At 45.2% G+C, this 13,531-nt stretch carries 14 protein-coding genes; 6 read left to right on the top strand and 8 right to left on the bottom strand.

The features are described from left to right. The first annotated feature begins 69 nt into the window (after positions 1–69). Positions 70–597, top strand: coding sequence for a dihydrofolate reductase family protein (locus FFM75_RS09180; protein ID WP_137628871.1), 528 nt, complete (start codon positions 70–72; stop codon positions 595–597). Here FFM75_RS09180 and FFM75_RS09175 read toward each other — a convergent pair. Both FFM75_RS09175 and FFM75_RS09170 read right to left on the bottom strand, forming a co-directional pair. Beyond that, complete coding sequence (locus FFM75_RS09175) at positions 594–1,133, bottom strand: GNAT family N-acetyltransferase (protein WP_137628870.1); 540 nt, start codon at positions 1,131–1,133, stop codon at positions 594–596. The genes FFM75_RS09180 and FFM75_RS09175 overlap by 4 nt on opposite strands. After that, positions 1,123–2,298 (bottom strand): cation:proton antiporter, encoded by a 1,176-nt coding sequence (locus FFM75_RS09170; RefSeq protein WP_137628869.1) that lies wholly within the window; start codon positions 2,296–2,298, stop codon positions 1,123–1,125. Before FFM75_RS09170 ends, FFM75_RS09175 begins: the two co-directional genes overlap by 11 nt. 200 nt (positions 2,299–2,498) lie before the next feature. On the opposite strand from FFM75_RS09170, the gene FFM75_RS09165 reads away from it, so the two are divergent. Both FFM75_RS09165 and FFM75_RS09160 read left to right on the top strand, forming a co-directional pair. Next, the gene (locus tag FFM75_RS09165; protein ID WP_137628868.1) at positions 2,499–3,179 is read left to right on the top strand and encodes a YczE/YyaS/YitT family protein; all 681 of its coding nucleotides are present in this window, start codon (positions 2,499–2,501) and stop codon (positions 3,177–3,179) included. 104 nt (positions 3,180–3,283) lie between these two features. Then, entirely contained in the window at positions 3,284–4,210 is a 927-nt protein-coding gene (locus FFM75_RS09160; RefSeq protein ID WP_137628867.1) for an AEC family transporter, read from the top strand. Between the two features lie 44 nt (positions 4,211–4,254). Here FFM75_RS09160 and FFM75_RS09155 read toward each other — a convergent pair whose 3' ends face one another. The 3 genes from FFM75_RS09155 to FFM75_RS09145 all read right to left on the bottom strand — a co-directional run bounded on the left by FFM75_RS09155 (position 4,255) and on the right by FFM75_RS09145 (position 6,549). Next, a complete protein-coding gene (locus FFM75_RS09155; protein ID WP_137628866.1) occupies positions 4,255–4,485 on the bottom strand; it encodes a hypothetical protein in 231 nt (76 codons plus the stop codon). A gap of 90 nt (positions 4,486–4,575) precedes the next feature. Beyond that, positions 4,576–5,769 (bottom strand): MFS transporter, encoded by a 1,194-nt coding sequence (locus tag FFM75_RS09150; RefSeq protein ID WP_137628908.1) that lies wholly within the window; start codon positions 5,767–5,769, stop codon positions 4,576–4,578. Positions 5,770–5,889: 120 nt separating this feature from the next. Next, positions 5,890–6,549 (bottom strand): HAD family hydrolase, encoded by a 660-nt coding sequence (locus FFM75_RS09145; RefSeq protein ID WP_137628865.1) that lies wholly within the window; start codon positions 6,547–6,549, stop codon positions 5,890–5,892. A gap of 155 nt (positions 6,550–6,704) precedes the next feature. Between FFM75_RS09145 and FFM75_RS09140 the strand changes: the two genes are divergently transcribed. Further along, entirely contained in the window at positions 6,705–8,186 is a 1,482-nt protein-coding gene (locus tag FFM75_RS09140) for an MDR family MFS transporter (protein ID WP_137628864.1), read from the top strand. After that, positions 8,183–8,692: a DUF4811 domain-containing protein gene (locus tag FFM75_RS09135; RefSeq protein ID WP_137628863.1), complete on the top strand. Its 510-nt coding sequence runs from the start codon at positions 8,183–8,185 to the stop codon at positions 8,690–8,692. Before FFM75_RS09140 ends, FFM75_RS09135 begins: the two co-directional genes overlap by 4 nt. A gap of 258 nt (positions 8,693–8,950) precedes the next feature. Here FFM75_RS09135 and FFM75_RS09130 read toward each other — a convergent pair whose 3' ends face one another. Together FFM75_RS09130 and FFM75_RS09125 are read right to left on the bottom strand one after the other, a co-directional pair. Then, a complete protein-coding gene (locus tag FFM75_RS09130) occupies positions 8,951–10,303 on the bottom strand; it encodes a hypothetical protein (RefSeq protein WP_137628862.1) in 1,353 nt (450 codons plus the stop codon). 376 nt (positions 10,304–10,679) lie between these two features. Then, positions 10,680–11,684: a YeiH family protein gene (locus tag FFM75_RS09125; protein ID WP_379831702.1), complete on the bottom strand. Its 1,005-nt coding sequence runs from the start codon at positions 11,682–11,684 to the stop codon at positions 10,680–10,682. A gap of 124 nt (positions 11,685–11,808) precedes the next feature. Here FFM75_RS09125 and FFM75_RS09120 point away from each other — a divergent pair, with 124 nt between their 5' ends. Further along, complete coding sequence (locus FFM75_RS09120; protein WP_137628860.1) at positions 11,809–12,633, top strand: LysR family transcriptional regulator; 825 nt, start codon at positions 11,809–11,811, stop codon at positions 12,631–12,633. 338 nt (positions 12,634–12,971) lie between these two features. On the opposite strand, the gene FFM75_RS09115 is transcribed toward FFM75_RS09120, so the two are convergent. After that, complete coding sequence (locus FFM75_RS09115) at positions 12,972–13,529, bottom strand: aggregation-promoting factor C-terminal-like domain-containing protein (RefSeq protein WP_137628859.1); 558 nt, start codon at positions 13,527–13,529, stop codon at positions 12,972–12,974. Positions 13,530–13,531: the final 2 nt, after the last annotated feature.

Raw genomic sequence — 13,531 nt, 5'->3', positions numbered from 1 at the left:
TTCTCACCCGCATGGCAGCCAAAAATGTTACAATACTATTACAAAAAATAAAAAGTAGGTGCCCAATTTATGCGTAAAGTTCAATTTTATGGGGCGATTTCCATCGATGGTTACTTGGCCACTAATGATGAACGGCTCGATTGGCTTTTTAAAACTGGTGGGGCCGACCAAGCGCCCACCGCTGATTTTATGCAAGCGGTCGATACGGCAATCATGGGTCGCCACACGTACGAATACACCATGGAACAAACGACCGACCAACTGATTAACCCATATAATCCATTAACTAAAAATATCGTGATGACGTCAAATCCGCAACCAAGTACGACCAATACCACGTTTACGAATGCTGATATCACCTCGATCGTCTCCCAATTAAAAAACGAACCTGGCCAAAACATCTGGATCGTTGGCGGCTCAGGGGTTTTAATACCGCTACTAACGGCTGATCTCGTCGATGAGCTTTTCATCCAAATCGCCCCCGTCTTACTTGGCGATGGGATTCCATTGTTCACCAAAGTTGATTATAGTCACCGCTTTGAACTCGTTGACACGAATCACTATGGGCAATTGGCCGAGCTGCACTTTACCCGCTAAGCGATGCCAAAGGCAGGATCGTAATGTAACTCACCTTGATACGCCGCTAGTGCACCGGGTGTCAGTTCACGGAGCATAAAGTATGCTGCCGGTATCGCCATTGGCGCAGTAATGCCAAATTGACTAGCTGGACGATAGCCAAACCGACCATAATAGGCCGGATCACCTAAGATACTGATGGCTGGAACGCCTACTGCTACTGCCCGCTGTTCAACGGTGCGCAGTAACTGACCACCAATTCCTTGCCCTTGATAGGCGGGTAAGACTGCTAACGGTGCCAACACCGCAATTCCTGGCGCAGCAGTTGGCTGGGTAGTCACTGTCGCTTTAGATAACATCACATGTCCCACAATTTCTCCCGCCGACGTCGCGGCCAACACATCAAAGGTTGGCTGATACGTCGGCGTTTTGCGTAGGCGCCCAATTAGATTGTGCTCATCGTGGTCACTATGAGCCGCTGATGCAAACGCTTGTTGCACCACTTTTGCCGTCGCCGCATATTGGGCGGGTTGGACCGCCAAATAATCAATCTTCATTTGACAAACCTGCCTTTGCTTGATGTTGAATGGATTGCCGTAATAAGAGTGGCGCAATTAAAGTCGTTAAAATAATCGCCGTAATGACCGCAGAATAGCGGTCAGCTGACAACAACTTACCTTGATACCCGATTTGGGCAATAATCAGGGCCATTTCACCACGTGAGACCATCCCAGCCCCAATCTCATAGCCGCTGGTCCAACTAAAGCCCGCTAACTTAGCACCAATCCCAGCGCCTAATAACTTCGTCACGATAGCCGCCACCGTGATCACCACGATAAACCAGAAATCACCCATAAAACCCTTAAAGGACATATTTAAGCCGATGCTCACAAAGAAAACGGGGATAAAAACAGCATTCCCAATCGGCTGAATATGCTCGTCAATCGTACTATGATAATCGGTCTGACCAACTGCAATCCCGGCAAAGAACGCCCCAATCACGGCACTTAAGCCAATAAAGTCGGCAAAATAGGCTAAGCCAAAACAAATCACTAACGACATCAACGTAACTGAAGTTGGAATCAATAGCGCATCGCCAATCTTCATCAAGCGCGGCACGATCCACTTCACCACGGCAAATAAGCCAACGAAAAATGCGGCTTGAATCGCTAATGAGACGCCGAGATTAGTCGATGAACTTTCACCGACTTCGCCGCCAAATAAACTAACCATCAAACTCAAAATCAAAACGGCTAACACATCATCGACGACTGCCGCACCTAGAATCGTGGTCCCTTCTTTACCATCCAGCGCATTGAGTTCCTTTAAAACCGCCACCGAAATCGAGACCGAAGTCGCCGCAAACGTCACCCCTAAAAATAAACTTTCAATATTGCTTAAGTGGAAAAGTTGGCTACACCAATCAATCACACCAACCGGTAAAATAACGCCTAAGACCGCAACTAATAGACTCGGCTTCCAATATTTCTTCAACAACTGTAAGTCGCTTTCTAGTCCCGCCATAAACATTAAAATAATGACGCCCAGTTCCGCGAAATCTTTAATAAAACTGGTCGCTGTGACCCAGCCCAAGACAGCCGGTCCTAACACGATGCCACTTAACAGTTGACCAATCACAGCTGGTAAGCCCATCCGGACGCTTAAATGGCCTGCTAAGGCCGTTACAATCAAAATTAAACTCAATGTGCCAATATAATCCAAATTTTGCCTCCTAAAAAAAGACACCTCAAAAATTCGACTACCCAACCCAAAAGTAGTCCGAATTCTTGAAGTGTCCTTCAACCGAATATTTTTATTGTATGAAAATTATAGCATATTTTCATAAGTTTCGTCATTGACGACCCTTACCGCCTACGCCTATAGTAATCTTATTGATGTTTTTTTACGAGAGGAAGATTGTTGTGACTCACCTGGTAGACTTTCGCCAACGCTTTTGGTTCCTAGTGTTCTCAATCCTATTAAATTCCGCTGGTAACGCCTTGACGATTGCGACCAATCTCGGTAGTGCTGTTTGGACGGGTTCGAGTGTTAACTTAGCAAACTGGATTCACATACCGTTAGGCACGACGCTGTTACTATATGGCATCGTCGTCACCGTGTTAAACCAACTGATGCTCGGTCATTTTGACAAACGCCGCTTTATTTCGAACTTATTATATATTCTACCGTTTAGTTACTTGGTTGAATTCATCGGTTACTTCTGGCAATGGGTCGGGATTGCTAACTTACCGTTCGTTGCCCGCCTAATCGTTAATTTACTTGGCTTATTATCAGTGGCCGCGGCTGTCTCAATCTATCAACGATGCAACTTGATCCAACATCCCAATGATGACCTATCGTATATTCTACGGTTCCGCTTCTTGCACGGGTCCGCGATTATCGCGCAATGGACCAGCTATTTACCACCGCTAACGATTACGGTCGTGGCTTGGCTAGTTACCGGCCAACTGCGTGCGATTGGCATCGGTACCTTATTTGCCCTACTGGCACAAGGTGCCATTATGGGTTGGTCCGACACGCATGTTTTTCCAAGCTTAAAACACCATGTTGATGTCCCTAAAGCGACCCATCACGTGGCTTAGCCTTTCGTTTCGTCACTAAAACGGTTACATTATCAATAAACGTTGACACGCTGCTACACTAGCCTTGATAATAAACGTAACTCTAAATTATTGGACTGACTGTGATGAATTTAACGCAACTCACTAGTCAAATCATCTTGATGTTTATCTTGATGCTAGTCGGCTTAATGATTAACAAGCTCGGCTTCATGCACGCCCAAACGTCAACTGATCTGACGAATATCTTACTCTACGTGGTCTCGCCGTGCTTAATTATTAAAGCCTTCGAACAGACCTTTTCAACCGATCGCCTGCAAATGCTCGGCCGGGTCATCTTGGGGATCATCGTAATCTATCTCCTCATGATCGTGATTACCCAGCTCGCTTTTAAACGTGTCAAAGATCCGAACTTACGTCGCATCATGCGCTACGGTTCGGTTTATTCAAACGCTGGTTTTATGGGGATTCCCTTAACTAGCTCCTTGTTCGGCTCAACTGGTGTTTTCTTTGCGGTCGCTTCATTAGCGGCCTTCAACATTTTTAGTTGGACCCATGGCATCACGTTATTTACGGGTAATCAGGGTAGCCGCCAGGATAATCTCAAGCAAATCATTTTAAATCCAAACATCATTGCAATTATTGTTGGTTTGCTGCTGTTTATCACGTCGGTACACCTCCCGACTATTGCCAATCGCGCCGTCACTTATGTCAGCTCGATCAATACCCCGCTGTCGATGATCGTCATCGGGAATAGCTTGGCCGATGTGAAGTTGAATCGTAACACGCTCGATAAACGACTCTGGTGGGTCATATTATTGCGGAACCTATTATTTCCTTACTTAGCCATCGTCGTGTTACAACTCATGGGCATCACTGGGATTCCGTTATACACGACCGTCTTAATGGCCGCTTGTCCGGTCGCTGGCATCGTCGTCTTATTCACGCTAAAAGTCCACGGCGAGCCTGGCCCGGCTGTCGCACTGATGAGTATCTCGACGATCCTAAGTGTGGCGACAATTCCATTAGTCTTTGCTTTAGTTAACCTGCACTAAAAAAGTCGTTGACCTTAAATTGGTCAACGACTTTTTACTTGCGCTCAATCGCCGTGCATCTGTAACAACGTTAAGGCATCGTGATATTGTTCGACGGCGGCTTCAACGCCACGCATAAATTCTGGTGAGATATCATGATCTTGCAATTTCAACGTATTGGTCGTATCGCTTGTCACTTGAATCAACTGACCGACCTGCAGTTCTAAAGCTTCGACGACGGCTGGTGGTAACACCAAACCGAGGGCCCCATCAACTTCAATAACTTTAGCATCCATCTCAACGCCTCCCCAATGTGCTTTTAGCTTAGCATGTCAGCGCTAAAAAAGCAGGTAATTCCGCTTTAGAATTACCTGCTCGTTGGGGCATTACCTTAACTGGGTGACTTGTTTTTTGAGTACATGCGGATAATGAACAAAATGCGCATAAAAACCCCCGACTAAGACCACGATGGCGAGGCCACAAACCCCTGACCAGCCAGCCATGCCCCACAATAAGTTACCGAAAAATGACCCCAGAGCACCACCTAAAAAGTAGCCAAACATAAAGACTGAGTTAAAGCGACTGCTGGCTTTAGGGTCGATACTTTGAATTTGGGTCTGATTAGCGACTTGCCCAAACTGGGTGCCAAGATCCAACACAATGATACCTAAGATCAAGCCCCAAATATGGGCAGCCCACAACCCAAAGATCACATAGGCGAGTGTCGACAATACTAAGCCCAGCCCGATAATCGTGCGCGGCTTGAAATAATCGGCTAACCGGCCAATCAGTGGCGCCGCTAATACCCCTGTTACGCCTAACAAAGCGAGTAACCCAGCTTCGCGACTGCCCCAGCCGTATTGATGTTGCAAATAAAAGACTAACGTCGCCCAAAAGATATTCGACACGCCAAATAGGACAAACCCATTGACCGCTGAAGCCCGCAAAACTGGATACTGTTTAACGAGCTGCGGAACAGTTTTAATCATGTCGCGATAAGTAACCGTTGGAGTTGGTCGTGGGTCCCGCGGCAACTTGCGATATAAGACAACCCACAAACCGGCAATCATCACCGCCGCAATCAAGTACACCGTTTGCCAAGGTAAATAGCTCGCTAAAACCCCACTGACGGTTCGTGACAATAACACCCCGACTAATAAGCCACTCAAGACATTGCCGAGTACGCGCCCCCGTTGTCCCGATGGTGCTAGAAAACCGGCATACGGAATAATCACTTGGGGCGCAACGGACGTCACCCCAATCAAGAGACTGGCGATGGCATAGATCCAAATGTTTGGTGCCACATAAGCTAGTAATGCTGAGATAACGGCTAAGACCAACAACCGCATGATCAACTGCCGACGATTCATCATATCGCCCATTGGCACGATCAACAATAACCCAAACGCATAACCGAGTTGCGTTAACATCGCAACTGCCCCAACCACCGCGTTGGCTAAGTTAAACTGCTGCGCGATTTCAGCCTCAATCGGTTGGATATAATTAATATTCGCAACCACAATGGCTGCTGAAATCGCCATTAATAACACTGTGTTACGATTCAAAGACTTTGTTTTCAACATAATTTCCTTTCTCAATTACCAAAGCTGCAATTCATAATTGAGATTAGAACGGTGATTCCACCCGGACGATCAACCAACGCTTTAACTGGTCGGCCACCCGATTGACAGCTAACCCCACTATCCGATTAGCGCCTTGGTCGCCGTCAAGTCTGCAACCATATGGGTCGGTTGTGCTGTACCATTCGGGGTCACACTGTTGCGATTGACCCAGATCATTGGCCAACCGAGTTGAGCTGCCGGGACCACGTCGCTGCCATAACCACGCGCAATATGCCAATGATTCGTCGCGGTTAAGCCAAAGCGTTGTTCAGCAGCCTGAAAGAATGTTAAGTCTGGTTTATACGCGTGGACATCTTCAGCCGTCAACACGCCATCAAACGGTACTTTTAAGGCTGCCAAATTAGCAGGCATCAAGTCCCAAGAGGAATTGGACATAATCACCAGTTGAATGCCTTGTTGGTGCCAAGCTTGTAACGTCGACACGACTTCTGGAAATGGCAATAAGTGGTCATGCACATTCAGGCATTCAACATAATGCCGTTCAAACCAGTGGTCTTGGTCGAACATCCCATCTAAATGTTTCAGATTTTCACGAATCAACATCGCATAATCTAAATACGGTGACACACTGACTGGATCATCCTCATATTCACTGTAAGCGGCTCGCACTGCCGTTGGGTCTAAATTCACCGCTTGCGCCAGATTTTCAAGCCATTGATACAATGGATCGGTATTGATCAAGGTCCCGTAACAATCGAAAGTTAATATTTTAGTCATTGAAACTGCCCCCAATATTAGTTTACTTATTTATTTTAACACAGGCTACCACCGCTAATCCCGGTCCAAATAATGGGCCGACCATGCGCATAGTGGTATACTAATAAGTTGCGTGCATTATAAAAAACTTAATATTGAAAGGACGGATATCAATTATGCCGACTAATAATTCGGCGTTGCCGCGCGATGCTGACGGCAAGCCGTATCATCGTTCTTGGTTAGTCCTCACCTTACTCGTCGGAACGTTTAGTACGTTCATTACCCAAACGTTGTTGACGACGGCCTTTCCAACTTTGATGACTTACTTCCATATTTCTGCAACTGCCGTTCAATGGTTAACGACTGGCTTTATGCTGATTATGGGAATCATGATCCCGATTAGTGCCTGGATGCTGACCCGTATCAACTCCAAGATTTTATATTTGGCAGCGATGGTGATTTTTGGGATTGGGACGATTTTATCCTATCTCTCCGTTAGCTTCCCAATGTTGCTAGTGGCGCGAATGATTCAAGCGATGGGGGTCGGGATTTCCGCCCCAGTCTTTCAAACGATCATGTCTTCGGTATACCCACCAGAAAAACGGGGCGCTGCCATGGGGACTGCCGGCATCGTGATTGGGTTAGCGCCAGCGATTGGCCCAACTTTATCTGGTTGGATCATCGATAATTACAACTGGCGAGCGCTCTTCTTGTTCATCATGCCGATCAACTGGCTGGTGATTATCGTCTCGTTGTTCACCTTGCGGAAAGTCTTGCCAACTTCTAAACAACCAATTGATTGGTGGTCAGTCTTGATCTCAACGATTGGCTTTGGGAGTATGCTTTACGGTTTCTCTTCAGTTGGGGAAGCTGGTTGGGGCGATCCAGTCGTCTTAGCAACCTTAGTCATTGGTCTGATTTTTATTGCGCTATTTGTTTGGCGCCAATTACACATGGACAAGCCATTATTGGAACTCCGGGTCTTTGCGATTCCGGCGTTCACCTTATCTTCGATTTTAACCGCCCTCGCCTATATGGCGATGATGGGGGTTGAAATGATCTTACCAATGTACATTCAAACGGTACTCGGACGTTCAGCGATGGATTCAGGATTAATTTTATTGCCTGGGGCCATCATGATGGGGATCATGAGCCCCATTACCGGTCGCATCTTCGACCATATCGGTGCCCGGCGATTAGCCATGACGGGGATGCTCTTATTGACAATGGGGACCGCCTTCTTCCTATCCATTAGTGCCACGACGCCAATTCTTTGGATCATCGTGGTTTATGCCATTCGGATGTTTGGGTTAACAATGGTCACCATGCCAGTCACCACAACTGGGATCAACTCATTACCATTTAGTCTAATCTCACATGGGACTGCCGCTAACAATACGTTGCGCCAAGTGGCCGCCTCAATGGGCACTGCCGTCTTGATCAGTGTCTACTCTAGTGTTGCGAAATGGCAAATGCCTGGTCACAGTTTGTTAGCTAAATCACCACTCCAATATAAGGAAGCGGCGACGAGCGCCACTTTAACCGGGTACCATATGGCCTTTATCGTTTCGTTAATCTTTTGTGCCTTTGGTTTTGTCTTGACCTTCTTCTTAAAAGCCCACCATTCGGTGCGGGTTGAACAGGAGGCCGACAAATGATTTTAATTTTATTGATCGTCTTTGTCTTCATCTTTTCTTGGCTAATGATTTTTGTACCCACTGGTCCGAAACGCAGTATTGGCAATGCCATTAGTTTTATCGTCATTGCTGGGTGCTTAATTGCCATTGTTTTAAATGACAATTACCACTGGGGCTTACATCAAGTCACCACGACCAAAACTGAAACCTTATTACCATTAAAAAGTAAGGCCGCGGCACTAGGTGTTAAAAAGCTCGGGACCGGTACAGAAAAAGTCGCTGTTTATCGCACCACATTGCAACCTAAAACCGTGCAACACACGTCGGCGACCTTAACCACCACTGCCAGTTTAAAAACCGGCACCACCGCCACCGTTAAAACAACCACCACGCGTTGGCGGTATCGAGGTCATTGGGCGAAAGTCTTCTTTAGTCTTGGTCAACCAGATGGCAAGTTAGCGAAACGCCATTATACGTTCACATTGCCTAAAGATTGGCATACCGTGACGATGACGACAACAAAATAGTTTAGCTTTATGAAAACTTAAACCGGCCCTAACCATTGAATCCACGCAGGATTCACGGTTAGGGCCGGTTATTTTATGACGTAAATGTGAACGATTATGAAAGTAAGTTCAAGTTATTTTCATAAAAATCAACTGACATGATCACAACTTGAGCGGAATTCAGTAACTTTTACTCGGTATAGTAACTATATTAAATTAAATATTGACATAAAAAAAGCGCCGAACCGAAGTTCGACACTTTTAAACTATTTTACAGAATTAGTCTGCAAGGTAGTCAGTGTTACCAGCAGCAGCAGATGTTGGTAAGTCACCCTTAGTCCAAGTAGTAGTGTAAGGTACGTTATAAGTAGTACCAAATGCTACGTTACCAAAGGCCTTTGAAGTATCAAGAGTGTAAACGTTGTAACCCTTAACACCGTTCTTGTAAACAACTTGGTTACCAGTCAAAGTCTTAAGGTTTGTTTCAGCAAAAGTTTGAACAGCTGAACCTTGTAATTGTTCAGTCTTACGACCAGTCAAGAAGTCATACAATTTGCTATCAAGCTTAGGGAAAGTGGTGTTAGCAGCAGTTAACTTAGTATAAGTTACTGAAGTACCAGGTACAGTAGCACCAGCTTCGATTGATGATGAGCTTTCTGGAGCTGCGTAGAATGCTAACTTAGAAGTAGTAGTAGCATATACATAAGCAGTTACAGTGTCGCCAGTTTTAACTGATGACAAAGCATTGTTGTTGTCTTTTGAGCTGTATGAGTAACCAGTTGGTACACCACCATTAATAGCAGTATACAAAGCATCGTTAACAGTTACAGGAGTAGCTGTAGCAGTTGATGCTGAGTCAACAGTTACGAAACCAAACTTAACTGTCTTACCAGTAGCAGCGTCGATGTAGTTAACATTAACGTCAGTCTTGTTATTGTAAGTAACAGCCTTAGTAGTTGACAATGCCTTAGCATAAATCCAACCACTTAATGAAGGATGAGTAGCATCTTCAACATAAACATAACGTGAGCCTTCACGAGTCTTAGTTTGTGCTGCAGTGATCTTCAAAGCGTCGCCGCCAAAATCAGCAGTTGACTTAACCATCTTCTTAGCTTGGTATTGAGTGTATTGTGGAGCATTCCACGTTACATTAGTAGTACCTGGCTTAGCGAAGTAATAGTTAGTGTTCTTTTCAGCATCAGTTAAAGTTGATGCAGTAGTAGTTGAAGCAGACTTCAAACCACCAGCAAATGCAGTAGCACTCTTACCACCGTAGATGTAACCGCGAACGGAACCATCAAATGAAACAACCTTGTAATATACTGAGCCTTTGCTAGTAGTTAATACACGGTAAGCACGGAAGTAATCCTTTGAGCTCTTTGAAGAAGCTAACTTAGCAACAGTTGCCTTTGAAGCAACAGTGCGAGCAGACTTCTTAACAGTCTTAGGATAAGAATAAATGGCATTTGAGCCAGTAGGAACGACGTTACGAGTTGTTGCGTCTGTAGTTAACGTAACGTTTGATTTAGTAGTTGCTGACTTAGTAGCAGCGTTTGCGTTCAATTGAGCAACTGAAGCAAATGATAATGCGGCTAATCCAACAAATACTGATTTAGCTAAAGTAGATTGCATAATCTAAACCCCTCCATAAAATATATGTGTGACACTAACGCCAGACTATTTCGTTTGACGATATAACCTCAACGTGCTTTCAGTATATAGCATATTTCCGAGAGTGTAAACCTTTAAAGCTCAAAAAATTTAAGAATTGGTAATTATTAAAACGCCCGTCCCGCTTGAATTTCGTTCACCTTAGCGAATCAGTCCCCCCATTTTCCATGTATAACCCGGTGAAGTTTGAAAGTCGTTTTTGAACCGTTTTCACAGCGATGCTTGTCACTTTTCGCACGAACTTTTAACTCAATCAGGCCGCCAGACGATGTCTGACGGCCTGATTTTAGCGCAACTAGTTAAGTGCTTCAATTAACTTTTAGTGATGTTTAACTAACTAACCCTTAAGCAATAAAGTAATTAAAATCAACGCACTGACGACTTGGATCGTCCCAACCCCTAACCCATACAGGGCAAGCTTTTTTCCGGCCTTTAAGAACCCTGCTAAGTTTAGTCGTAAGCCAATCGCAGCCAAGGCAATGATTTCAAACCAACTACTAATCGTATGCGCCGTTGTGCTCACAAAAGTTGGTAAACTAACCAAGCTGTTAATGGCACATAGAATCAAAAAGCCCGCGACATACCATGGCAACCAATGCCCATTACCGTTACCACTAATTTGGGCTTCTTCAGCCAGTTCGGCTTGCAAATGACGCTTGTGCAAGCGACCAAAAATTAAGACCACGACCACTAACATCATAATTCGCATAATTTTAAAAATCGTTGCATATTGTACGGTTGCTTGATTGACCATACTAGCCGCGGCCACCACTTGACCAACCGACTGTAAGGTTCCCCCGATTAAAGCACCTTTTAAAATCGTGTTGCCACCAAACAAGCCAATACCAAGCCATGGTAAAGTCAGCATCAACACGGTCCCCATTAGATTGACTAACGTGATAATCATGCCTTTATCATCTTCGTCAGCTTCAATTACTGGCGCAATCGACGCAATCGCAGATGAGCCACAGACTGCATTCCCGCCAGCCATCAATAATCGTTTAGATTCACCAAAGCCTAACTTTTTGCCCAACCATAAGGCGCCAACGATCGTGATCGACATTTGGATCAAAATAAAGCCAATCCCCCAAACGCCGATCTTGCCAATCGTTTGAATCGTCATTGTCGCCCCTAGTAACATCACTGAGTATTCCAATAACTTACTTTCCGCAAACTTAGTCCCGTACGCTAAGCCTGGTTGTTTTAAAAATGTATTACCAGCGACAATCCCAATTAAAATGGCAATCGTTGCCGCCCCTAACGTTGGAATCACCAACGCAACTAACTGACTAATAATGGCAATGACAATACTGGCAATCAAACCAGATAAATTTCGCTGCATCGTCTTCATTCACATTTCACTCCTCTGCCTTCGATAGGACTAAGTATACCGGGCAGATTTACATTTGAGAAATAAATCTTTAGAATAGTAACTATTTAGAATATTAATAGAAAGAATTGACAGCATGCTTAAACATTTACAGACCTTTAAAACGGTGTATGAAACGCGCAACTTCTCGCAAGCGGCGGAACAGCTATTCATTTCTCAACCAACCGTCTCCACACAAATCAAGCAACTGGAAAACGAGCTTAATACGACGTTGTTCACCCGTAATGGTCGTCAAGAAATCTTGCCCACTAGTAGTGGCACGAAACTCTATCGTCACGCCCAAAAGCTATTGGAACAATGGGATGCAACCAAACTAGCGATGCAAACAGACCAAATAACTAGTCGGCCCATTTGCCGCTTAGGTGCGTCCCATACAACTGCGAGTGTAGTCTTGCCAACGCTTTTAACACAGTTAGCGGCGTATAGCGATCAGTATCAATTTCAAATTACGTTAGCCAATTCAACCAGTATCCTCACCCAAATGACCCAACATAAGCTGGATTTTGGTCTCGTTGAAAAGCCAATCGTGACTGATCAAATCAACCGGGTGGCTTTTGGTCAAGACGAATTAGTCCATGCGGGGGATTTTACGAGTCCCCTATGGCTTATTCGCGAACCCAATTCGGGTGTTCGTCATTATACCGAGGCCTATTTGAAAGCACGCAATATCAAGCCGGCACAAACCATGGTCATTCATAGCAATCAAATCATCGCTGACTTACTTGACCAAGGCATCGGCCAATCGATTATTTCGCGGCATGTTTTAAGCCATACCGTACCTACTGAAACGTTAAGCGCTAATTATCATCGCCAGTTTTATTTATTAACTAAAACTGGTACTGAACCGACACTGCAAGCCGTCCAAACGATTATTACAACTGAACTTCAAAAATTAAGCTAAGTGAAAACGGCGATGCCAATTGGCGTCGCCGTTTTCGTGAGAGAGTTATCTTGTTGCTTTTTATTTTGGCTAATGTTTTGACGCGGACATTAGCCAATTTTTTATAGTGTTCAGGCGGGTGATAGCTTCTGAGCATTAGCCTAGCTAGGAGATTATGGTGTGGTCTTTCACCATGGTCACCTAGTGTAGCTAAGCGGAAGAAGCTGCCCGCCTGAACACGTCTCGGCTCGTTAACTAAACACGCGTTTACCTGGCTGCCGAGCCGAAACGTGTTCACTCAGACTGCCAGCTCCGCTTGCTACGCTAAGCTCATTAGCAACCCGTCTTCGCTCACACTCTTAAAAATAGCCATGTCCGACCCAAAACGCCTTAGCCTTCACCCACGTCCCATACCGCGATGCCACGTACATATTCGCGACATACTCTTGGTTGGCCGCTGATAAGTCGCCGCCGAGATAGGACTTAGTCAATTGATACTTACCGTAATAAAGCCCATTGACAGCTGTATATGAATTGCCGGATTCTTTTAAGGCGATATACGCTTTAGCCGTATTTTCACTCGTAGTCGAATAAGGATTATGACCGGATTTTAAATAGCCGCGCCAGATCCAACCGCCATGCTTGCCATTACCTGAAACCACATGATAATAAATGCGGTATTTCCCCGTACTTTTAACTTGGACCTTTTCATGCATGTCGGTGTACCAGGTTGTATTCGGATTGCGCTTCATGTAATTCCAGCGGTAGCCCAAATGATGCGAATACCGCGCCCCACTAAACGTGTAATATGTATGCTTGCCCATCGATTTGCGCCAAATTAACTTGACACTTTGACTACGCGCCGCCGAATAAGAACTTGCCGATGCCACCGTCGGTACAGTAACTGCCGTTGTCACCC

It is taken from the genome of Lactiplantibacillus daowaiensis (assembly GCF_005405085.1).
GTDB classification, from domain to species: Bacteria; Bacillota; Bacilli; order Lactobacillales; family Lactobacillaceae; genus Lactiplantibacillus; species Lactiplantibacillus daowaiensis.
Note: the sequence above shows the minus strand (reverse complement) of the source record. Positions and strands in the feature narration are given on the sequence as shown.